The 22,070-nt window shown below is 43.4% G+C and carries 20 protein-coding genes; 17 read left to right on the forward strand and 3 right to left on the reverse strand.

Features of this window, described 5'->3' with window-relative positions; genetic code table 11:
• Positions 1 to 175 precede the first annotated feature (175 nt).
• The 13 genes from murJ to N480_RS06145 all read left to right on the forward strand — a co-directional run bounded on the left by murJ (position 176) and on the right by N480_RS06145 (position 14,868).
• Positions 176 to 1,750 (forward strand): murein biosynthesis integral membrane protein MurJ, encoded by a 1,575-nt coding sequence (gene murJ / locus N480_RS06085; protein ID WP_269200956.1) that lies wholly within the window; start codon positions 176 to 178, stop codon positions 1,748 to 1,750.
• Positions 1,751 to 1,847: 97 nt separating this feature from the next.
• Positions 1,848 to 2,774, forward strand: coding sequence for a bifunctional riboflavin kinase/FAD synthetase (gene ribF, locus N480_RS06090; RefSeq protein ID WP_063371635.1), 927 nt, complete (start codon positions 1,848 to 1,850; stop codon positions 2,772 to 2,774).
• Between the two features lie 24 nt (positions 2,775 to 2,798).
• A complete protein-coding gene (gene ileS, locus N480_RS06095) occupies positions 2,799 to 5,627 on the forward strand; it encodes an isoleucine--tRNA ligase (RefSeq protein WP_063371636.1) in 2,829 nt (942 codons plus the stop codon).
• A gap of 9 nt (positions 5,628 to 5,636) precedes the next feature.
• Positions 5,637 to 6,143, forward strand: coding sequence for a signal peptidase II (lspA, locus tag N480_RS06100; RefSeq protein WP_063371637.1), 507 nt, complete (start codon positions 5,637 to 5,639; stop codon positions 6,141 to 6,143).
• Positions 6,140 to 6,580, forward strand: coding sequence for an FKBP-type peptidyl-prolyl cis-trans isomerase (gene fkpB, locus N480_RS06105; RefSeq protein ID WP_063371638.1), 441 nt, complete (start codon positions 6,140 to 6,142; stop codon positions 6,578 to 6,580). The genes lspA and fkpB overlap by 4 nt, the downstream gene beginning before the upstream one ends.
• Complete coding sequence (gene ispH, locus N480_RS06110; protein WP_063371639.1) at positions 6,580 to 7,509, forward strand: 4-hydroxy-3-methylbut-2-enyl diphosphate reductase; 930 nt, start codon at positions 6,580 to 6,582, stop codon at positions 7,507 to 7,509. Before fkpB ends, ispH begins: the two co-directional genes overlap by 1 nt.
• Positions 7,510 to 7,512: 3 nt before the next feature.
• Entirely contained in the window at positions 7,513 to 8,556 is a 1,044-nt protein-coding gene (locus N480_RS06115) for a sensor histidine kinase (protein WP_063371640.1), read from the forward strand.
• Complete coding sequence (locus tag N480_RS06120) at positions 8,534 to 9,208, forward strand: LytR/AlgR family response regulator transcription factor (RefSeq protein ID WP_063371641.1); 675 nt, start codon at positions 8,534 to 8,536, stop codon at positions 9,206 to 9,208. The genes N480_RS06115 and N480_RS06120 overlap by 23 nt, the downstream gene beginning before the upstream one ends.
• Before the next feature lie 98 nt (positions 9,209 to 9,306).
• A complete protein-coding gene (gene pilV, locus N480_RS06125) occupies positions 9,307 to 9,858 on the forward strand; it encodes a type IV pilus modification protein PilV (RefSeq protein ID WP_063371642.1) in 552 nt (183 codons plus the stop codon).
• Between the two features lies 1 nt (position 9,859).
• The gene (locus N480_RS06130; RefSeq protein WP_063371643.1) at positions 9,860 to 10,837 is read left to right on the forward strand and encodes a PilW family protein; all 978 of its coding nucleotides are present in this window, start codon (positions 9,860 to 9,862) and stop codon (positions 10,835 to 10,837) included.
• Positions 10,831 to 11,322: a pilus assembly PilX family protein gene (locus tag N480_RS06135; RefSeq protein ID WP_063371644.1), complete on the forward strand. Its 492-nt coding sequence runs from the start codon at positions 10,831 to 10,833 to the stop codon at positions 11,320 to 11,322. The genes N480_RS06130 and N480_RS06135 overlap by 7 nt, the downstream gene beginning before the upstream one ends.
• The gene (locus N480_RS06140) at positions 11,319 to 14,462 is read left to right on the forward strand and encodes a pilus assembly protein (protein WP_063371645.1); all 3,144 of its coding nucleotides are present in this window, start codon (positions 11,319 to 11,321) and stop codon (positions 14,460 to 14,462) included. The genes N480_RS06135 and N480_RS06140 overlap by 4 nt, the downstream gene beginning before the upstream one ends.
• Positions 14,452 to 14,868 carry a type IV pilin protein gene (locus N480_RS06145; RefSeq protein WP_155732775.1) on the forward strand — a complete coding sequence of 139 codons (417 nt, stop codon included), beginning with the start codon at positions 14,452 to 14,454 and terminating at the stop codon, positions 14,866 to 14,868. Before N480_RS06140 ends, N480_RS06145 begins: the two co-directional genes overlap by 11 nt.
• On the opposite strand, the gene N480_RS06150 is transcribed toward N480_RS06145, so the two are convergent.
• Together N480_RS06150 and N480_RS06155 are read right to left on the reverse strand one after the other, a co-directional pair.
• The gene (locus N480_RS06150; RefSeq protein ID WP_081231774.1) at positions 14,865 to 15,392 is read right to left on the reverse strand and encodes a GspH/FimT family pseudopilin; all 528 of its coding nucleotides are present in this window, start codon (positions 15,390 to 15,392) and stop codon (positions 14,865 to 14,867) included. The genes N480_RS06145 and N480_RS06150 overlap by 4 nt on opposite strands.
• 279 nt (positions 15,393 to 15,671) lie before the next feature.
• Positions 15,672 to 16,214 (reverse strand): pilus assembly FimT family protein, encoded by a 543-nt coding sequence (locus N480_RS06155; protein ID WP_081225476.1) that lies wholly within the window; start codon positions 16,212 to 16,214, stop codon positions 15,672 to 15,674.
• A 131-nt stretch (positions 16,215 to 16,345) separates the two neighbouring features.
• Here N480_RS06155 and glnB point away from each other — a divergent pair, with 131 nt between their 5' ends.
• Positions 16,346 to 16,684 carry a nitrogen regulatory protein P-II gene (gene glnB, locus N480_RS06160; RefSeq protein WP_010382451.1) on the forward strand — a complete coding sequence of 113 codons (339 nt, stop codon included), beginning with the start codon at positions 16,346 to 16,348 and terminating at the stop codon, positions 16,682 to 16,684.
• Positions 16,685 to 16,726: 42 nt separating this feature from the next.
• Here the strand turns inward: glnB and N480_RS06165 are convergent, their stop codons facing one another.
• Positions 16,727 to 17,485 carry an outer membrane protein assembly factor BamD gene (locus N480_RS06165; RefSeq protein ID WP_063371648.1) on the reverse strand — a complete coding sequence of 253 codons (759 nt, stop codon included), beginning with the start codon at positions 17,483 to 17,485 and terminating at the stop codon, positions 16,727 to 16,729.
• 123 nt (positions 17,486 to 17,608) lie between these two features.
• Between N480_RS06165 and rluD the strand changes: the two genes are divergently transcribed.
• From rluD to clpB, 3 genes are all read left to right on the forward strand, one after another.
• Complete coding sequence (rluD, locus tag N480_RS06170; RefSeq protein WP_063371649.1) at positions 17,609 to 18,586, forward strand: 23S rRNA pseudouridine(1911/1915/1917) synthase RluD; 978 nt, start codon at positions 17,609 to 17,611, stop codon at positions 18,584 to 18,586.
• Positions 18,576 to 19,316: a peptidoglycan editing factor PgeF gene (pgeF, locus tag N480_RS06175; protein WP_231102231.1), complete on the forward strand. Its 741-nt coding sequence runs from the start codon at positions 18,576 to 18,578 to the stop codon at positions 19,314 to 19,316. Before rluD ends, pgeF begins: the two co-directional genes overlap by 11 nt.
• A gap of 78 nt (positions 19,317 to 19,394) precedes the next feature.
• Entirely contained in the window at positions 19,395 to 21,971 is a 2,577-nt protein-coding gene (gene clpB / locus N480_RS06180; protein WP_063371651.1) for an ATP-dependent chaperone ClpB, read from the forward strand.
• The last annotated feature ends 99 nt before the right edge of the window (positions 21,972 to 22,070 follow it).

The raw sequence follows: 22,070 nt of genomic DNA on the forward strand, positions 1-22,070 counted from the left end.
GAATCAAGAAACCTGTGGTCCCTCGATTAATGGCGCTATTGTAGCAAAACAGTCAACCCAAGCCTAGCGTTATGTTTAGCCGATAGACGATTGGGGTGAATAACGGTTTTCTATTATGGTTCTGTTGAGTCTGTGGCATACTTGACGCCCTTAATCTGATAGTTAGGTGAGTTTAGTGGCAAAAGGGTTGTTTAAGTCAGGCATGATCGTGAGTGCGATGACAATGTTGTCTCGAATTTTGGGTTTGGTACGTGATGCTGTTGTAGCGAATTTATTGGGGGCGGGGCTCGCAGCAGATGTGTTTTTGTTTGCTAATCGTATTCCTAATTTTTTTAGGCGCCTCTTTGCTGAAGGAGCATTTGCACAAGCTTTTATCCCTGTACTATCAGAAATTAAAGAAAAGCATGGAGATGATCAGGTACGCGTGTTTGTTGCCCAGGCGGCAGGAACATTAGGAACGATTTTATTGCTTGTGACTCTTTTTGGGGTGATAGGCTCACCTGTGATTGCAGCCCTGTTCGGTACAACTTGGTTCATCGACTGGCTGCAAGGGGGTGAAAGTGCAGCCAAATTTACTTTGGCGAGTAACTTACTGAAATTGACAGTGCCTTATTTGTTCTTTATTTCCATAGTGGCGCTTTGTGGTGCTGTCCTTAATGTTTACAATCGCTTTTCGGTTGCAGCTTTCACACCCGTACTATTGAATGTGAGCTTGATCAGTTGTGCTATCTTGTTACATGACAAATTTGAACAGGGAGCCTATGCATTAGCAATCGGTGTGTTCATAGGCGGATTAGCGCAGTTGCTATTCCAACTGCCGTTTTTGGGCAAGTTGGGGATGTTGTCTAAACCGACTTTTGCGTGGCGATCGCCGCATGTCGTGAAAGTTCGCAAGCTTATGCTTCCTGCAATATTTGGTGTTTCAGTGAGTCAAATAAACCTATTGCTCGATACGATAATCGCCGCAGCCCTTATGACAGGGTCGATTGCATGGCTTTACTATTCGGACAGACTCATTGAATTTCCGTTAGGGCTATTCGGTATTGCAATTGCGACCGTAATCTTACCTACGCTTTCCAAATTGCATGCAAATGATAAATTAGAAGACTTCCAAAAAACAATGGATTGGGGAGTACGCTTTGTTTTGTTATTGGGTATCCCAGCGATGGGGGGGCTCATTGTAATTAGCCCGTTAATTATTTCTGTTTTGTTTGGGCATGGCGAGTTTATTAATTCCGAAGTCGACAATGTCGCTGCCGTCAGTGCGGGTGTTACAGCATATAGTGTAGGACTTGTGAGTTTTATGCTCATTAAAGTACTAGCCCCAGGTTTTTATGCGCGGCAAGATACCAAAACACCGGTGAAAATTGGCATTAAAGCTTTGGTGTTGAATATGGTATTTAATTTGGCATTGGCGCCATTTATTGGCTATTTGGGGTTGGCTTTGGCGACTTCTCTGTCGGCGACGTGCAATGCGTTGCTACTCTACGTGGCACTTCGAAATGATAACATCTACAAGGTTTCTCGTTTTACAATCTGGTTCGCTTTGAAATCACTTGTCGCGACAATCGTAATGTCCTTTTCTGTTTATTTGTTGGCACAGCAAGTAGCTTGGCAGGGAGAGGGTACCCTAGTACAAGTCACAATTCTTGGCGGCTTGTTAGCTGTTGCTATGACACTGTATTTCTCAATAATGTTTATTTTTGGGGTCCGAGTATCGACAATCAAAGAGATCCAGCAACTTGATTAAGAAATAGGGCGGTTGAAACGTGTTCATAGCTCGCATTTCTAGGTAACTTGGGTATAATCGGGCTTTTTGAAGACTCGAGCAAAAAGGCACGCGTTGTATGCAATTGATCAGGGGCATCCATAATATCCGGCCACACCACTATGGTTGTGTGTTAACCATAGGTAATTTTGATGGTGTGCATTTGGGTCATACTGAAGTATTGAAAGGACTTAAGGCGGATGCTGAAAAATACAACTTGCCTAGTACCGTGATGTTATTCGAGCCTCAGCCACAAGAGTTTTTTATAAAATCCAAGGCTCCCGCCCGTTTAACTAGGCTAAGAGACAAGCTTGCGCTGTTGGCCGACATAGGTATAGATAGGGTGATATGTGTTAGCTTCAATAATAAGTTTTCAAACTTGGAAGCAGAGTATTTTGTTCGAGAAGTTTTATTCCAAAAATTAGGTGTGAAAGCACTCACTGTTGGAGATGATTTCCGTTTTGGAAAAGCGCGTAAAGGCGATTTTTCAATGCTGAGTGAAATTGGTAATGAGCTTGGTATGCACGTCAAGGACACGCAAAGCTTTCGGCAAGAAAACAGTAGAGTGAGTAGTACTTTAATTCGTGCAGCCCTCGCACAAGGGGATGTGGACAAAGCACACGAAATGCTTGGTCATACTTATGCGATTTCTGGACGGGTTATTCATGGCTGGAAAAAAGGCCGTGAGCTTGGTTTTCGAACCGCAAATGTCGCACTGAAAAGGCAAGTAAGCCCTGTACAAGGGGTTTTTGCAGTGAATGCGTATATAAAAAATAAAGTTTTCAAAGGTGTGGCGAATGTTGGCACCAAGCCTACATTAAACGGCAAACGCGCGTTGCTGGAGGTGCACCTGTTTGATTTTGACCAAAATATCTACGGTCAGTTTATAAAAGTGGAGCTGATAAAAAAGCTTCGAGATGAGCAAAAATTTGAGTCATTGGCACATTTGACACAGCAAATCACCGCGGATGTCGATGCAGCCAAAGCAGTATTTTCTAAAATTTAGGTAGCCGAACGGAAAGTAAGTTAAATGAGCGAATACAAACATACTTTGAATTTACCGGAAACACAGTTTCCGATGCGTGGCAATTTGGCACAACGCGAACCCAAAATGCTTAAAAAATGGTATGAACAAGACCTATACGGTCAAATTCGCATTGCGAAGAAAGGTAAAAAGCCATTTATACTGCACGATGGCCCTCCTTATGCGAATGGCAATATCCACTTAGGCCATTCAGTAAATAAGATTCTAAAAGACATTATCATTAAGTCTAAGACGCTGTCAGACTTCGATGCGCCTTACGTACCAGGTTGGGACTGTCACGGCCTTCCAATTGAACTAATGGTCGAGAAAAAAGTCGGAAAACCAGGCAAAAAAGTCTCTGTTGCTGAATTTAGAGAGAAATGTCGTGAATATGCACGTAAGCAAGTTGAAGGTCAGAAGACTGACTTTAAACGATTAGGTGTATTTGGTGACTGGGATAAGCCTTACCTGACGATGAATTACGACTTTGAAGCGAATGCAATTCGCGTACTTGGTCGTATCATCAAAAATGGTCACTTACACAAAGGGGCTAAGCCAGTTCACTGGTGTACTGATTGTGGTTCTGCACTTGCTGAAGCAGAAGTTGAATATCAAGATAAGCAATCGCCTGCAATTGACGTACGTTTTGAATTTACAGATGCAAATGCCGTTGAAAATGCATTTGCTTTGACCGAAGGTCATACAGGTTCAGGCACTATTAGTACCGTTATTTGGACAACGACGCCTTGGACTTTACCTGCAAACCGCGCAGTAGCCGTTCATGGTGGTCTTGAGTATGCGCTTGTTCAAGTAGAAGATGAAGGTAAAGAGCAGCGTCTAGTACTTGGCTCTGAACTGGTTAAAGATGCACTAGATCGCTTTGGCTTTAAGCACTACCACGTGTTGGGTTACTGTAAAGGTGACGTGCTTGAAAAGCTTGAAGTTGCACACCCATTCTACGATTTCAACGTGCCAGTAATTTTAGGTGAGCACGTTACTACTGACTCTGGTACGGGTATTGTTCATACTGCGCCAGGTCACGGCCAAGAGGATTTTGTTGCCGGCCAAGCATACGGTCTAGAAGTCGCGAACCCAGTTGGTGCTAATGGTGTGTACTTACCAGATACCCCCATTTTTGCAGGTCAGCACGTATTCAAAGCAAATGCGAACGTAATTGAATTACTGACTGAGAAAGGCATGTTAATGCATCACCACGCATTAACGCACAGCTACCCGCATTGTTGGAGACATAAAACACCAATTATTTTCCGTGCGACGCCACAGTGGTTTGTTAGCATGGATCAAGCCGATCTTCGTAAAGACTCAATGCAAGAAATTGAGAAAACGCAGTGGATCCCTGCATGGGGTGAAAATCGTATCGCAAACATGGTTGAAGGTCGCCCAGATTGGTGTATTTCACGTCAACGTACTTGGGGTGTGCCAATTGCATTATTTGTTGATAAAGACACTGGTGCACTTCACCCAGATACTGAAAGCCTAATAGCGAAAGTGGCTGACTTAGTGGATCAATCAGGTATTCAAGCTTGGTATGACCTTGAGCCGAGCAGCTTACTAAATGAAGCTGACGCACAGCAATATGTGAAAGTACAAGATACATTAGACGTATGGTTTGATTCTGGTGTGACGCACGCATGCGTTGTTGATGCGCGTGAAGAGCTGACAGGCCCAGCTGATCTATACTTAGAGGGCTCTGACCAACATCGTGGTTGGTTTATGTCTTCAATGATGACATCGGTTGCTATCAATGGTCATGCGCCTTATAAACAAGTTCTAACACATGGTTTCACCGTTGATGAGAACGGCCGCAAGATGTCAAAGTCTTTAGGTAATGTTATTTCTCCTCAAGATATCATGAATAAGCTGGGTGCTGATATCTTACGTTTATGGGTCGCATCAACAGACTACACAGCTGAAATGACGGTGTCAGATGAGATCTTCAAACGTTCTGCTGATCGTTACCGTCGTATCCGTAACACCAGCCGTTACTTACTATCTAACTTAAGCGGCTTCAACCCTGAGACAGATTCGGTAGCTATTGAAGACATGGTTGAGCTTGATAGATGGATCGTGGCGCAGGCTGCTGAGCTTCAGAAAGAAATCGTTGAAGCGTATGACAACTATCAAATGTTGGTCGTTACGCAAAAACTGATGAACTTCTGTACTGGTGAGCTAGGGTCATTCTACTTGGATGTTATCAAAGATAGACAATACACCGCGAAGAGCGATAGCCATGCAAGACGCTCTTGTCAAACTGCGCTTTACCATATTGCAGAAGCAATGACACGCTGGATGGCACCAATTTTAAGCTTTACAGCGCAAGAGATCTGGGAAGTATTACCTGGTGAACGTGGTGAGTTTGTATTCACTGATGTATGGTATGAAGGTATCAATGGTGCAACTTGTGGCAAGTTTGACAACGAGTTCTGGCAAGAGCTGTTAAACGTACGTGACGAAGTGAACCGTGTAATGGAGAACGCACGTAAAGAAGAAGTGATCGGTGCAACACTTCAAGCTGAAGTTACGCTATACACTGGTGGCGAACTTGCTGAAAAGCTACAAGGTTTAGAAGATGAACTTCGTTTTGTACTATTAACTTCAAAAGCACATGTTGAAGTGGTGACAGGTAAGCCAGAAGACGCAGTTGCTTCTGAAATAGACGGCTTATTTATCAAAGTCGCAGCTACAGATGCCGCTAAGTGTGAGCGCTGTTGGCACCACAGTGAAGATGTTGGTAGCAATGAAAAGCACCCTGAGTTGTGTGGTCGTTGTATTACTAACGTCGATGGTGAAGGTGAGCAACGCAAGTTTGCGTAGGAGTATTAAGTGACCAATTTGACCGAACGTAGTGGTCTAGTGTGGTTATGGTTAAGTCTACTGCTTTTCGCAGTAGACTTTGGCACCAAAGCACTAGTCGTGGCAAATATGAAGCTTTACGATTCTATTGAGTTATTACCATTCTTTAACTTTACTTATATGCACAATTACGGCGCTGCGTTTAGCTTTTTGAGTGAAGCTGGCGGTTGGCAAAGATGGTTTTTGAGCGGTATTGCTGTTGCGATTAGTGTGCTGTTAGTTGTCTGGTTAAAAAACTTGCGTGCAAACAACTGGGTGTTGTGTGGTGCATACTCGTTAGTTTTAGCTGGAGCTATCGGCAATCTCTATGACCGCGTGACGCTAGGCTATGTTGTCGATTTCTTACATTTTTACTATAAAGACTGGCATTATCCAGCATTTAACGTTGCTGACATGGCGATAGTTGGCGGTGCGGGTTTACTTCTATTTGATGCATTTTTTGGTGATAAGACAGATACTCGGGAGACAAAAGCGTGAGTGAACAAGCCATAGGCCCAAAATCAGAAGTGCTATTCCACTATTCAATAAAGTTGGAAGATGGCTCTGCTGCAGACTCAACTAAGGTTAATAATAAGCCTGCAAAGTTATTTATGGGAGATGGAAGCCTCACAGAAAATTTTGAAAGCTGCTTGCTTGGGTTAAAAGAGGGCGATAATAAGTCCTTTGAACTTCAGCCAGAGGATGCTTTTGGAATGCCAAATCCAGATAACATCTATTACTTAGACAGAACCAAGTTTGGTACTGATACACCAGCTGAAGTGGGGAGTATTATTGCGTTCACTCAACCTGATGGCACGGAACTTCCAGGCTTAATTAGAGATGTTGCTGGTGACTCTGTGACTGTTGATTTTAATCATCCTTTAGCTGGTCAGGTCGTGACGTTTGAAGTGGATATTCTTGAGGTTCATAACTAATGGAAATATTACTGGCCAACCCTCGAGGGTTTTGTGCTGGCGTTGACAGAGCAATCAGCATTGTAGAGCGCGCGCTGGATATTTTTGAAAAGCCGATATACGTGCGCCATGAAGTTGTACACAACAAGTATGTTGTGGATGGGTTACGTGCTCGCGGCGCCGTCTTTGTTGAAGAACTTCATCAGGTTCCGGACGATAGTATTGTCATATTCAGTGCACATGGTGTTTCTCAGCAAGTAAGACAAGAAGCCAAAAGGCGAGAATTGAAAGTGTTTGACGCGACGTGTCCGCTGGTAACAAAAGTGCATATGGAAGTCACAAGAGCAAGCCGTAAAGGAACGGAATGTATTTTGATTGGCCACCATGGTCATCCTGAAGTTGAAGGAACTATGGGCCAATATGACAATGCAGATGGCGGTATTTACTTGGTAGAAACACCAGAAGATGTTGCATCTTTAACAGTCAAAGATCCTAGCAATCTATTCTATTGTAGCCAAACAACACTTTCAGTGGATGACACTGCGGATGTGATTGAAGCACTTCGTGATAAATTTCCTGAAATACATGGGCCACGCAAAGATGACATTTGTTATGCGACTCAGAATCGTCAAGATGCAGTGCGCGACTTAGCTGATAAAGTAGACTTGTTGTTGGTCGTTGGAGCAAGAAATAGCTCAAATTCAAACCGACTGCGTGAGCTAGCTGACAAGATGGGGACTCAAGCGTATCTCATTGATGATGAGAAAAGTATTTCTTCAGAATGGTTTACTAACGTTAATCGTGTGGGTGTTACCGCAGGTGCTTCGGCGCCAGAAGTTCTAGTTCAACAAGTTATTTCACACCTCAAAGCGCTTGGTGGGGAAACTGTCGTAGAAAACCCAGGTCAAGAGGAAAACGTTGTTTTTGCAGTGCCTGTGGAACTGAGATAAGTTATGACTCCATGGGTTAATTCATCGACAATTGACCATGGTTTACTTAAGGCGATGCTTACTGAACGAGGCATCTTAGCGATGATCATAGGTTCGCAAGCTGTCGCCTTTATTTATACTTTGTCCAGTGGCAAAGACTTTTGGCTAAGTTTGGGGTTAGTCAGTTTATTTACCCACGCTAATGCATTTATCACACTCGCTTTTATTGCCTTAGTGGCTAGGCTAATCACTGCACTTAACTTTAAAACTGAGCTTGGGATTACTTTATTCTCATTTCAGTCGGTGTGTTTTGTTACCAGTATATTGGTGCAATATTCTGTATTCTCTCCCGTTACTCCTATAGATTGGCAATTTGTTTTAAACAACAGTGCAATCTGTGGCTTTGTCGTTATCTTGTTATTGCATTTTATGGCGATTTATATTGATAACTTAAACACCATAGCCCATGCTGCAAATGCTGAGCTAGAGGCACTACAAGCTCGCATACGTCCACATTTTCTGCATAACGCGTTAAACACTCTTGCGGAACTGTGTCATGAAAACCCAGATGCCGCAGAAGAAGCTGCATTGACAATGGCAAAACTGATGCAGGTTGCATTTGCCAGTGGTAAAAGGCACAGCCTCGCACAAGAAATATCCTTGACTCGTGGTTACTTAACCATTGAAAAGTATCGTTTTGAGCATCGCTTAAATGTGCAATGGCAGGTAGAGGGTGTAGACCTGAATGCCATGGTCCCAGCGCTTATCATTCAGCCTCTGGTCGAAAATGCGGTGGTGCATGGTATTGAGCCACAAGTTGGGGGCGGTGTCATAGAGGTTAGTATTAGGCAAAACGAACACAAATTAGTGATCAATGTGACTAACCCGTACAATGCACATTCGAAATCTCGTACAGGGCAAGGTATTGCCCTGAATAATATTCGCAGGCGCTTACTCATCTATTTCGGTTCAGAAGCAACTTTGAACACATCGCAAAAAAGTGTTAGATTCTCCACAACTGTGATGCTTCCGTTAGGAGCTTTGAATGAAATACCTGGTAGTCGATGACGAACCAATCGCAAGACGCAGAGTAAGACGATTATTCGGTGACTATGATACCTTTGAATGCGTCGGTGAGGCAGCTGATAGCCAACAAGCAATCACGCTAGCAGAGCAGTATCAGCCAGATCTAGCTGTGTTAGACATCTCCATGCCAGGCATGGATGGCCTTGAATTAGGCAAGCACCTTCGAGAAGCCCATCCTGATATTAAGCTGATATACGTGACCGCGTATCCAGAACACGCTTTAAAGGCGTATCAAGTATATGCCTCCGGTTACTTAGTGAAACCCATCGCACAACAACAACTCGCTGAATTATTGAATCACATATTTCCAAATTCTTTGGCTAAGTTGCAATTTCAAGTTGGACACGACATACGTTGGGTCAATGTTGCAGATATTATCATCGCGCAAACTGACGACAGATATACACATATATACTTTGGTAGTGGCGATGCGCTTATTGACATACCTTTAAAAAAGTTGCTTGCTGACTACCCGACGCATTTTGTTCAGGTGCACAGAAATACAATTGTTAAGAAAACCAGTATCGTTAAGTTAGAAAGTACAGCTGGCGTACATAAAGTCGTTTTGGAAGGTATGGACGAACCTGTACAAGTGAGTAGAAGGGCTTACTCAAGTCTAAAATCACTGTATTAACCATTGACCCACATTGATTGACCGTTCAATCACATTGGTGTTTGGTTAGTGAAAAAAATCGATACTATATACCATACAGCATAGATTGAGTTTTTTTCATGAGTAGATTGTTTCCAAAAGTTAACCAAGCTGGATTCACCCTGTTGGAGGTCGTGATAGCCTTCATGGTGCTCAGTTTTGGGCTGCTTGGTGCAGTTGCTCTACAAGCAAAGGCGAAACAAGCCAGTTTTGATTCTATGCAACGCGCGGCAGCGGTGGCGCTTGCTGGCGATATAATGCAACGCATTCGCTCGAATGACACGGCTAGTCTGATAGACCACTACGGCGGGGCGTTCACCAGTCAAACTCAACTCGCAAGTGATTTAACCTGCTTCTCTAATTTTTGTAATAACCAAGCGATAGCGAACCTAGACAAAGAACAGTGGAAACAGGCAATTCGCGCGAAAGAAAATACAGGTTCATTAGATGACACGACGGTGTGTATTACTCCCATAAGAGACGGCGATGGATTCGACGTGACGGTAACGGTAGCTTGGGTCGGTAGGCAAGCGATAAAAGCGAATAACAACACAAGTGCTATTAATTGTGGCACGAAAGACGACTACCGTAGACTTGTGTCGATTTCCAGCTTTGTGTTGGTGCGGAGTTAATATGCGACAACGTGGTTTTACATTAGTTGAAATAATGATCTCACTCTTTATTGGGGCAATTTTACTCGGGGGAGTTGTTGCCACTTATGTGAGTATGCGCGTAACCACAAAAGACACCATGGCGATCGGCGAACTACAAGAAATTGGCCGTTTATCTTTAACTCTGCTACGTCGAGACTTAGAGCAAGTTGGTTTTTGGGGCACATTTTATGACCAAGGCTTTAGTAGCAATAATTCTGCTGGTCCTGCAAATCCGCCAGGAGACTGTTTTGGTGGCTTGAACAATGGCAGTTTTCCAGCTGTAATCCCCACTAATTTTAGACCTATTTATGCTGACTATACGACAACAGGCAATGCACTGAGCTGCATTTCAGGTGCCAAAAAAAATACTGAAGTACTCCAGCTTAAGTTTCTGGAAGGAGATCAAATTACCAATGGTGTGGTAGACCAAAACAAGTACTACTTTATAGCGCAGCAAGAGCAGGCACAGTTTTTATCTGGACCTAATTTTACGGGGTTACCCAATGTTAATGCGACGCTTTGGCCATACAGTCATCATGTTTATTTTATCGAAGAGCAACTTATTACCTTGAATAATCAGAAAGTGACAGTGCCCGTTCTACGAAGAAAACGATTAACGGTAAACGGGGATATGACAACAGAAACAGTCATTGAAGGCGTTGAAGATATCCGATATTTGTTTGGTATTGATATTGATGGTGATAGCAGAGTAGATAGTTATCGTAGCGTTGATAATATGACTGCGAGTGATTGGGAGCGCTCTGAAGGTGTATTAACGGTTCAGGTCATAGTACTGGTTAGATCGTTGGAGCCGGACCCTGGCATTAAATTGAAGAATCAAACTTATACGTTAGGGAATGATGGAGATAAGGTCGTTCATAACTTTTCTGACAACTACCGACGTACAGTGTTTTCGACCACAGTGCAACTTTATAATATGGGGTCATCGGCATGGTAAATAAACGTAATCAGCAAGGGATGGTATTGATAGTATCAATGGTACTTATCGTTGCGGTGACGAGTGTTGCTGTGACACTGATGAGCAGCAGTACCATTGATATAAAAATAACCAACGCAGCACAAGAACGCGAAGCTGCAGAAGCCTATCTAATGGGAGAAGTGCAGAGGCTGGTTAAAGATCAAAAGCAACTTTTTGGTGCCAGTAAATTCCACTTTACCAATGGCCAAATTGATGCCAATGATGATGGCGTGCATAAGTTTAAGGGCCAAGACCTAAACACCAAAATTGACTTTGAGTTGAAAAACTTGAACCGAGGTCAGCTAGAGGTCCCTTGCCCCAGAATTTACAGCTATACCGAGGGTGTCGTATGTAACATGACTGAGCTAAAGAGCTCAATTGAATATGGCGACCAAGGAAGACATACAGTCACAGTTATCATCGGCATTGGGCAAGAGATTCAAGATGTGAAGGCGAACCAATGATGCTTAAGAAACTATTTACTTTCATATGCTTAATTTTTCTTGCGCCGGCTTTTGCCGAGGACATTGAGCTATATGTAAAACACGATGTAGGTGGAACTGAAAAGTCTCGCGTCATTTTGATCTTTGACACATCGGGCAGTATGGCTTGGGATGTGAATGATGGGCAACGTTGTTACGAGTACAAAAATTTCAGAATACGCTCGGTAGATTGCTTTGATACTTCAAAAACAAATAAGCGATGTTATAAATACAGAAATGGTCGATACCGCTCTTCAAATTGTGGTGACAGCCGATTAAAAGTTGCTAAAGAGGCAATGGTATCTCTGGTTAACGACAATAAAGACTTTGATTTTGGCCTGATGCGATTGTATTCCAGTTCGGGTGGCTATGTATTGAACGGCCTTGGGGCAGATCCTAGTGTTGTAGTCAGTAAAATTAATAGCCTGCGTGCCAGTGGTAATACTCCTTTATCAGAAACTCTGTGGGAGGCTTATCTATACCTAACAGGCAGGGCTATTGACTACGGCTACAATGGCGGTAACAACAGAGATAAATCGATAGAGTCAAACGGTTACTATAAATCACCGTTTGCCCCCGTTGTTGGTGAACCCGAAAGATGTGATACCTCGACTAACATCATTTTAATGACTGATGGTGATCCTACCAGTGATAGTGGTAAAAACAGCGCTATCAGCCAAACTTATTACAATACTTTTGGCTCTTACCCAAGCAAAGTATCTAATAACTACTTAAACTCTTTAGCGAAAATATTAAGAGGATCGCAAGATAAGCAGGTTGACTTATATCCGGCGACTGCAGACAAACAAGATTTTGCGCGGGTGTATACCATCGGATTTGGTACGGGCATGTCAAATGCAGGTAAAACACTGTTAGAGAGAACAGGTAAAGTCGACGGTGGTGGAGATTATTTGCATGCGAATACGGCTTCTCAGCTGTCCAACGCACTCAAGCTAACTATCTCGAAAATTCGAGAGCAAAGTGACAGTTTTTCTGCGCCTTCCGTTTCTACTAGCAGTTCAGATTTGAGTCGCAGTGGTGATTCGGTTTACTTTACGATGTTCTACCCAGAAACGCACACGCGTTGGAGCGGAAACTTGAAAAAGCTCAAGGTGACGGGTGGTATCGTACATGGAATGGGAAGCACTGCAAATGCCATTAATGATAAAGGCCAAATTGGCAAGAGTGTGACCACATTCTGGTCCGAGCCTGCCAGTAAAGATGGTAATGTGGTATTGGAAGGGGGGATTAATTATCAACTTTCCAATCGTCAAACTAACCGTAAAATTTACTCGGACTTTGGTAAAGGTAAACTCTACAACTTTGATTACAACACCGCGCTAAATGCACACCAAGGTTCGCTGTCTAACCTTGCTGCCAAGTTTGCAACCTCGGGCTCTGAAGTATCAAATGTTATTAATTGGTCGCGAGGGCAAGACGTTGATGACGCCGACGGTGATAACAGCCGTACTGACCGAAGAAAAGATATTTTTGGTGACCCCTTACATTCACGTCCGGTAAGCATAGATTATGGTAACGGTGATTTACGCGTCATTGTTGGTACCAATGCAGGCTTTTTACATATGTTTAAGGATAATGGTAATACGGTATCCGAGAGCTGGGCTTTCATACCTGATTCATTACTGGACATATTAAAGCCCCTGAAAGACCGTAAAAGAGACACTAAGCTATATGGTATGGATGGTCCTATCACTGTTTATTTTTGGGATAAAAACGACAGTGGGGTTGTAGATTCTGGAGAAAAAGTTTGGCTGATTGCGGGTATGCGTCGCGGTGGCAATGAATATTATGCATTTGATATCACCGTTCCCGACTTGCCAAAACTGATGTGGGGTGGGCCGATTAAAGGAGGCAGTGGAGCTTTTGCGGAATTAGGGCAAACTTGGTCTAAGCCTATTGTATCGTTCATTACGGCACAACCAGATAAGCCAGTGCTCATATTTGGTGCAGGCTACGACACCAACAAAGACAATGTTGCTTTTTCAGATGATAGTAAGGGCCGCGGATTATACATTGTAGACCTACAAAGCGGTAACCCAGTTTGGTCATTGACGCCGGCAACTGGCTTTAAAGGAAAGCATAGTATTGCCGCTGATGTGAGCGTGTTGGACTCCGACTATGACGGTTATATCGACAGAATATACGCGTCAGATACCGGCGGGGGAATTTGGCGAGTAGATATTCCCAGTACCAAACCGGATGACAGAGATGCACCGTGGACGCACTTTATGTTCGCTAATCTGAGCGGTGCTCAAGACAACCAAAAGAGACGCTTTTTTTACCGCCCGATGGTTGCAAGAACTTATTTTAGTAAAGTCACACTTGAAAATGTAGATGGTAAAATTACGAAAATTCGCAGAGATGTGCCCTATGAAGGGATCCTGATTGGGAGTGGTAACCGTGCTAAACCAACTTCGACCTTCGTGAAAAACTTCTTATTCATGTTACGTGATGAAAACACTAAAACAAAGTCCTTTAAAGCTGGAAGTATACCCGCGGCTATTCGTACCGGTCAGTTGTTAAATGTGACCAATGACCCCTTTAAGGCGAATCTAAGTAGCTATGACAACTTTACGGATAAAGAAGCAGAACTGGGTAGTGCCAAAGGGTGGCGCATTGCGCTGGGGTCTGGTGAAAAGTCGTTGTCAGCTGCAACAGCCATTGGGGGGCTAGCATATTTCACTTCCTTTTCTCCGACAACGGTATCAGAAAATCAATGTAGCATCGGAGAGGGCACTGGGTACCTTTACATCGTGCATTTGCATTATGGCATGCAGGTATTTCAAAAGCGCCGCTATCGTACGACTGCAACGTTACCTGATACACCAAGAACACACTATGATGTATATGTAGATCCAAACACGAATAAAAAGTCGGTTAAAGCTAAAATTATTAGCCCAACCGTTATCAAAGAAGACGCAGTAGATGAAATGTTTGGGGGTAACCCTGCTGATGGCATAACACCGCAGCGCTTAGAACCACCAGGTATTTATAAAAATAAAGATGGTTCGGCAAATGTGCCAGGCGTATCGTCGCTAGAGATTACATATGAAACAAGACAATTGTTTATCTATAAGAAAGAAGACAATGATGAAAAATAGAGAAAGTTCAGCTAAAGGGTTTACCTTGATTGAGTTGATGATAGTAGTCGCGATACTCGGTATTTTGGCCACACTGGCTTACCCGAATTACCAAGGGTATTTACAACGAGCTGCTCGAGCTGAGGCGATGACGATATTGCTTGATGCCGCTAATAAACAAGAGCAGTATTTTGTCGATAATAGAGAATACGCGAGCAGCCTGTCTGATATTGGTGTTCCGACAACGAGTGGAAATGGATATTTTACAATCACGGTTGCTTTAGCGAATGGTGGCTATACGCTAACTGCAACGGCGGCCAGTGGTCCAGTAAACGGCGACCTTGTATGCACGAGTATGTCTCTGAATAATTTGGGTATTAAATCCATAACTGGCACCGGCAGCGTTGATCAGTGCTGGGAGCGTTAATCACAAAGCTGAGTGTCTTTTAAAGTAGTTCGCCCTGTTACGCTAAGTGAGAGGGCTTTACCAGATTTAGTGCCATCGCGATGCTGGATGCAATAAACAAATGTGCCATTGGCCAAACCCCAAGTCGAACCGGTATGCTTGAATATAACAGCATGTCTTGGGTAAATTAGCTCATCTACTGTGGGAATTTGCCCTAACACTCGTAGTTTAATATCTTGGCTATCAAACTCCCGCAGCCGACCCCTATCAATGAAAATTGTCAGCTCTTTATGCCACACCGAGCGTGTACACCGATTTTTTAATAATGGACACAAAGTAACTCGCTCGCCGCTATAAATGGCTTTCAGTCTTGCATAACTAATAGCTCTGTCTATGGATGTTAGCATCCGCTTTGGCCTATCAAGGATTAACAGCTCAGAAAATGACGGGATCCCCATTGCAATCAAAACGGCGCTGATGAGGCCTACGATAATGAGTTCGAAGAGAGAAAACCCTCGCATTGCAAGCCCGAAAGGCTTTTTCATAACGGCTCTCCTTGCCAAATAAATGAAGATCTAGCTAGATGATTATCACACTAGGTACATAGTGCTAGCCAACACCAGCGAGAATAAATGGGGTATAGGAGGTGAAAGTATTATATTGTGCGGACTTTCAAGTGGCCGAGATACAAACTAGCGCTTTGGCACACGCATATTTTTATTATTTGTAATGCAGTATGGATGCTTATTTAATGAATGAGTTAATGTATATATACAGGGGCAAGCTCATCACATCGGGCTTGATAGGTTGCACCCTGTATCTTGTTACAGGGTGCAATTGTTTGTTGTATTTCCGGTGTACAATGCGGTACCGGCTTGGGTAATACTTAGGCTCTGATTTTGTGCATTCGCACCATTTGGACAATACACAAAGTCACCATTTTGGCCATTGCCTAATCTGCCACTAGAGTCAAACTTTAAAGAAGCAACTGGGTAGTTTAGCGTGTCATTTGTGCTGACTTTTTCCATGACTCTTAGCAAGTCATCACTACTTGCAGAATAAGTACCGTTGTTATCCCTATCTAAAAAAATAACAATTCGGTTGCTTTGCCAGTTGGTTGTACAAGTAAAGTCTTGATTAGCTATGAGTAAGCTTTCTATAGCCGGGCAAAGAATGACGATTTCATCACTGGCTGTTGCTTTAGCGCGTGCAAATGTCACACTGCGTTTTAACTCAAGCAAAAAACTTTCTGCACGGTTGTCTTGGAAGGTGGAATGTGTAAACGAATAAGTTAAACCTGCAAGTACGCCTAAAATAGCGATTGTAATTAACAGTTCAAGTAAGCTCATGCCCCGTTGATGCTGCATATTAAGCTCCTGATACATGTAATTGGGATACTTTATATTGCGCCTTTTCAATATTTTATTCAATACCTTTGTTTGCCTTGCTTGGCCCTATTGTCTAAAATCGACGCACTACCAGAGGAAGCATGATAATCATGAAGAAGATTGAAGCAATAATTAAACCATTTAAGTTGGATGATGTAAGGGAAGCGCTGTCTGATATTGGCATTACAGGTATGACAGTGTGTGAAGTCAAGGGCTTTGGACGGCAAAAAGGTCATACAGAGTTATATCGTGGTGCAGAGTACATGGTAGACTTTTTACCTAAAGTAAAACTCGATATTGTGCTTGCAGAAGAAGACGTCGACAGAGCGATTGATGTGATACTAAAGACCGCACAAACAGGAAAAATTGGTGACGGTAAGATTTTTGTTACTGAGGTTGAGCGTGTCGTTAGGATCCGTACCGGTGAAGAAGACGAAGAAGCTATTTAACAGCCCCTATGTTCGGGCATCATCGGATGCCCGATTAGTTACTTAGCGTTGGTTTAACGCCCTTGTTTTTCTTACGTGTTCACTTAACTCTGTAAGACCTAACTTATCGTAACTCTTTTCCATCATATCTAACGCTTCAAGTAAATAACTGCTTTGAGAATAATGCTCAACGACATACTTACCTCTATTTGCAGCAGCTAGGTATGCTTCACGTTCAAAGTAATAAGTGGCTATTTTTAGCTCATAACGTGCCATTTTATTCAATAACCAAGCGAGTCTTTTCTTTGCTTCAGGAGTGTAGCTACTGTCAGGGTAGTTTTTAACCAGAGTTGATAAATCTTGAAATGCGACACGAGTTTTACTGACATCACGATCAGCGCGGTCTACACCGAAGTAGTCTTGAAAGGCGTTTTCATCAGCTTTGATGTTGATTAATCCACGCATGTAGTACATGTAATCAAGATTCTTGTGATTTGGGTTTAGACGAATAAAACGATCCACAGTCGCGAGTGCTTGATCTGTGTTACCAGTTTGATAGAAAGCGTACACCAAATCCATTTGTACTTGTCTTGAATAAGGGCCAAATGGATAGCGAGCATTAATCGCGCCTAATAATTGAATCGCTCTGGCGTAAAGGCCTGAGTCCAACGTTTGTTTAGCATCTTCATATAGCGCCTGTACCGACTTATTTGGTACGCGTTCTATTTCTTCTTGTTCTGGGGCTGAAGAACATGCGGCTAATCCTAGTATCGATGCGCTTATTACGACTGCTGTAGCGCGTTTTCCCAACTTCATTATCATTTTATTTTACTACCTTCGTTGTCTTCGGCTAGGCCAAGTCGGTAAAACCGAGTAAACTATGCATTTATGCGATTCTAACCCAGTCGAGCGAGGCTTGCACTGGTAATTTAGGTAAAGTTACACATGTCAGAGCAAATTTCTCTACAAGCCGAAGTGCCAATCGAGTTAGGCGGTAAACGTCTAGACCAAATATTAGCGCAATTGTTCCCTGATTTTTCACGTTCAAGAATAAAAACTTGGATATTAGATGAAAAAGTAACAGTGAATGGTCAAATATTGAGCACGCCAAAAGAAAAGCTGTTCGGCGGCGAACTCGTAGAGATCGAAACACAAATTGAAGCAGAGCGAGAATACGAAGCGCAAGACATCGCGCTAGATATTGTCTATGAAGATGATGACATCTTAGTGATTAACAAGCCAATGGGGCTAGTCGTACACCCCGGTGCGGGCAACCCAAATGGCACAGTATTGAATGCTTTGTTGCACCATCACCCTGATATTATTAATGTGCCGCGTGCAGGTATCGTGCACCGCTTGGATAAAGACACCACAGGTCTAATGGTGGTTGCCAAAACGATTCAGGCACAAACGCATTTAGTCAAAAACCTTCAGGCGAGAACCAATTTTACTCGTGAATACGAAGCGATCTGTAATGGTACCATGACAGCGGGTGGTATGATTGAAAAGCCAATAGGGCGTCATGCAACGAAGCGTACGCATATGGCAGTTCATGAGATGGGTAAGCCGGCCATCACACACTATCGAGTTGCTGAAAAATTTAGAGCTCATACGAGATTGAGATTGCGCTTGGAAACGGGTCGTACCCACCAAATCCGAGTTCATATGGCCTATTTAAAGCATCCATTAATTGGCGATCAATTGTATGGTGGTAGACCTTGTCCGCCTAAAAATGCTTCGGAGTCTTTCTTGGATACTCTTCGTGGTTTCAAAAGACAAGCGCTCCACGCAGTTAAGTTGAGCATCGCTCATCCTATCACAGGTGAAATGATGACTTGGGAAGCGCCTATCCCCGATGATATGCAAGCACTTACTGATGTACTACGACATGACAGTAAGGAAAATCCGCAAATTGAGTACTAACTCTGTACTATTGCCAAGTTGGCCGTTACAAAGCCAAATCGGTGCTGTTTCCAGCACCCGCTTGGGTGGGTATTCATCAGCGCCTTTCGATGAGTTGAATCTCGCTTATCATGTAGGTGACAAGGAACAAGATGTTGCTAAAAATCGTACAGTACTAAGTGCTTACTTACCCGCTGAGGCCCTGTGGATAGAACAAGTGCACGGCAATCAAGTTCATGTATTGAATAAAGACACAGATACATCGACGCTAGTTCGAGCAGATGCCATGTATACCAACCTTAGGCGTAGGCCTTTGGCCATTATGACAGCTGATTGTTTACCCATTTTGCTGGCTACGAAACAAGGGGACGAAGTCGCCGCTATTCATGGTGGTTGGCGACCCTTGGCGGGCAATATTATTGCCAATACCCTCCGTCATTTTAGCGCAAGTTCCACAGAGGTCATGGCTTGGCTTGGGCCTGCAATTGGCGCAACAGCTTTTGAAGTCGGTGCTGAGGTTCGTCAAGCTTTTATCGAGCAAGGAGAAGCGTATCGTCAGGCATTCAGCCCCACTGCTTCGAATAAATACATGGCTGATATTTTCTTAATTGCAAAGCTGCAATTACATGCTCTTGGGGTAACATCTGTGCATGGTGGAAACTTGTGCACTGTATCCCATCCAGAGCTGTTTTTCTCATACCGTCGTGACGGGCAGTGTGGCAGAATGGCAACCGTGATCTGGCGCAAATAAATTAAACTTACCACTTGATCCTGCATGACTGAGGACCCACTTTAATAGGTAGTTTAGATTACTTAGGTGTGAAATCTCATGCGGTTAGACAGATTTACCAGCAAATTTCAAAGTGCGTTATCGGATGCACAATCCCTCGCTTTAGGAAGAGATCATCAATTTATTGAGCCCGTGCATTTAATGTATGCACTGCTGCAGCAAACAGGTTCAAGTGTTAGAGCATTGTTTGCACAGGCAGGAGTAAGTGCGGACGAGCTAAACACCAAGCTGTCTCAAGCCATTGAAAGGCTCTTTAAAGTTGAAGGTGTTGGTGGCGATGTCCAACTCTCTAACCATTTAATCTCATTGATTAATCTGTGTGATAAATACGCCCAAAAACGCAAAGATAAATATATTTCCAGTGAGCTGTTTGTATTCGCATCCTGTGAAGATAAAGGCGAGTTGGGGGACATCTTCAGAGCGTTAAATATAACTCAAGACAAAGTTGAAAAGGCCATTAAGGCCATTCGAGGTGGGCAAAAAGTTGATGACCCAAATGCAGAAGAAACTCGTCAAGCACTTGAAAAATACACGATAGATCTCACAGAACGTGCAGAGCAGGGCAAACTTGACCCGGTGATTGGACGTGACGATGAAATACGACGCACGATTCAAGTGTTGCAAAGAAGAACGAAAAACAACCCCGTATTGATCGGTGAGCCAGGTGTAGGTAAAACTGCCATCGTTGAAGGCTTAGCACAGCGTATTATTAATGGTGAAGTACCTGAAGGGCTGAAACATAAGCGCGTGCTGTCACTTGACTTAGGTGCGCTAGTCGCGGGTGCGAAGTATCGTGGTGAGTTTGAAGAGCGACTCAAGTCTGTACTCAATGAACTTGCCAAAGAAGAAGGCAGCGTTATTCTGTTCATCGATGAAATACATACCATGGTGGGTGCAGGTAAAACGGATGGTGCAATGGATGCTGGTAACATGTTGAAGCCAGCGCTAGCACGAGGAGAGCTACATTGTGTGGGTGCCACAACGTTAGATGAATACCGTCAATACATTGAAAAAGATGCCGCACTAGAAAGACGTTTTCAAAAAGTGTTTGTGTCTGAGCCCACAGTAGAAGATACGATAGCCATACTCCGTGGTTTAAAAGAAAGATACGAGCTGCACCATTCAGTTGATATCACCGATCCCGCGATTGTCGCGGCTGCTAATTTGTCTCACCGATATATTAGTGACAGGCAGTTGCCAGATAAAGCCATTGACCTGATTGATGAAGCAGGTTCTTCCATCAGGCTGCAAATAGACTCTAAACCTGAGCAACTCGATAAGCTTGAGCGTCGTATTATTCAATTAAAATTAGAAGATAATGCACTGGCAAAAGAAAAAGATGATGCTAGCCAAAAACGCCGTCAAGAAATGCAATCGCTTATTTCACAGCTGGAAGGTGAATATAAAGAGCTAGACGAAGTTTGGAATGCTGAAAAAGCTTCTTTACAAGGTACGCAAGTCATTAAGGCAGAATTAGAACAGGCACGTCTAGACCTTGAAGTTGCGAGGCGAGCCAGTGATTTACAACGCATGTCCGAGCTTCAATATGGTCGTATCCCTGCTCTAGAAAGAAAACTTGACCTTGCCTCACAAGCTGAAATGCAAGAAATGAGCTTACTTAAAAATCAAGTCTCTGAAGATGAAATTGCTGAAATTTTATCTCGTTGGACTGGGATCCCAGTCGCAAAAATGCTTCAGGGCGAGCGCGAAAAGTTACTCAATATGGAAGGTGAACTGCACCACAAGGTGATTGGTCAAGATGAAGCCGTTAACGCAGTTGCAAATGCAATACGCCGTTCAAGGGCTGGGCTTGCTGATCCGAATCGCCCTATTGGTTCATTTTTATTCCTAGGGCCAACAGGGGTTGGTAAAACAGAGCTAACCAAAGCGTTGGCGAGCTTTATGTTTGATACTGAAGATGCCATGGTTCGCATTGATATGTCGGAGTTTATGGAGAAGCACTCGGTTGCGCGTTTAGTGGGCGCACCTCCGGGTTACGTTGGTTATGAAGAGGGTGGCTATTTAACCGAAGCGGTTAGACGTCGACCGTATTCCGTTGTGTTACTGGATGAAGTCGAGAAGGCGCACCCTGATGTATTCAATATTTTGCTACAAGTACTTGATGATGGCCGATTAACAGATGGACAAGGTCGTACTGTCGACTTCAAAAATACCGTTATTATCATGACATCTAACTTAGGCTCCGATGTTATTCAAGAGCAAGCAGGTAATAACGATTATGTCGCTTTAAAAGCCAAATTAATGGAAGTGCTGACAACTCAATTTAGACCGGAGTTCATTAACCGTATAGATGAAACTGTTGTTTTTCACCCATTGGTGACTGAGCATATCAAAGAGATAGCCAGCATTCAGCTCGACAAACTAGCATCTCGTTTGAAGGAGAACGGCTTTGGCTTTGAGGTCAGTGAAGAAGCTCTTGAGAAAATAGCACAAAGTGGCTTCGACCCAGTTTTTGGGGCAAGACCATTAAAACGTGCAATCCAGCAGTATATCGAAAACCCGTTAGCACAGAGCCTATTGCAAGGTGATTTTACTGGGGCGAATACCATTAAGGTTTCAGTCAAAGACGACGTAATTAGCTTTAATGCACAATAATACGTCGAATCGAGGCAAGTGTCGCAATGCGTCGATGTTTGCCTCGGTATCTTGTTTCTAACTAGACAATTATCTTACGAATCACCTTGAGAACACGAT

This window comes from Pseudoalteromonas luteoviolacea S2607 (assembly GCF_001625575.1).
Taxonomy (GTDB): domain Bacteria; phylum Pseudomonadota; class Gammaproteobacteria; order Enterobacterales; family Alteromonadaceae; genus Pseudoalteromonas; species Pseudoalteromonas luteoviolacea_E.